This window comes from Oleiphilus sp. HI0125 (assembly GCF_001635355.1).
Window position 1 is genome coordinate 1 of the sequence record NZ_LWGF01001168.1, and the last position, 674, is coordinate 674.

Below are 674 nucleotides of genomic sequence, written 5' to 3' on the forward strand. Positions count from 1 at the left end.
CTGCCTATAACGCGGAGATTTGGGAAGGTTGTCCCAAGCGTTTGTATTCCTCCTACATGGTCGGGGTGATGATGCGTTACAAGTGCGGCTTCAAGATCCAAATTATTATCTTCTAAAAATCTTAGTACTGGCGTTGCATCACCAGGATCAACAATAACAGCTGTTGAATCGTCATGGATACACCAAATGTAGTTATCTCGAAATGCCGAAATCGTTGAAATGGTACAATGAGCCATGTTAAACCGCCGTAGTTCTGTGATTACTTTAAGCTACGATAGTATACTGAGTTGTGCTGCAAGCAATACTTAAGCTTCATACATGAATTGAGGACGCGTTTTGACCATAGATGTTAGAACAGATGATGACGATTCTTTGAAAAAAATTGCCCATTATCAGTATGTTCAAAAACAATTAGAAGGCTGGTTCCAAACAAGCGCCGGACGTGAATTGCTGGCCGACCAGCGGCGTTGTATAAACGGCCTGATTGAAAGGAATGTTGGTGTTCATCAGGCTGAATTGTGTGTATCTCATCGCATACCTGTTGGAAATGCGAGCGGCTTAGGTCATCGGTTTTATGTCGTTCCGAACTATGAAGTAGAAATGCCTAACAACACCTTGGTTTGTCAGACAACAGACATCGCATTGCCGCATGACAGTGCTGACTTAGTGATTAT

The 674-nt window shown here is 42.7% G+C and carries 1 protein-coding gene and 1 pseudogene; one reads left to right on the plus strand and one right to left on the minus strand.

All coding sequences use genetic code 11. The features are described from left to right. A partial coding sequence (locus A3762_RS20340; RefSeq protein ID WP_156493629.1) for an MBL fold metallo-hydrolase occupies nt 1-236 on the minus strand: 236 nt, incomplete at its 3' end. Between the two features lie 100 nt (nt 237-336). Between A3762_RS20340 and A3762_RS20345 the strand changes: the two are divergent. After that, nucleotides 337-674, plus strand: a pseudogene (locus A3762_RS20345) (hypothetical protein); the annotation flags it as partial.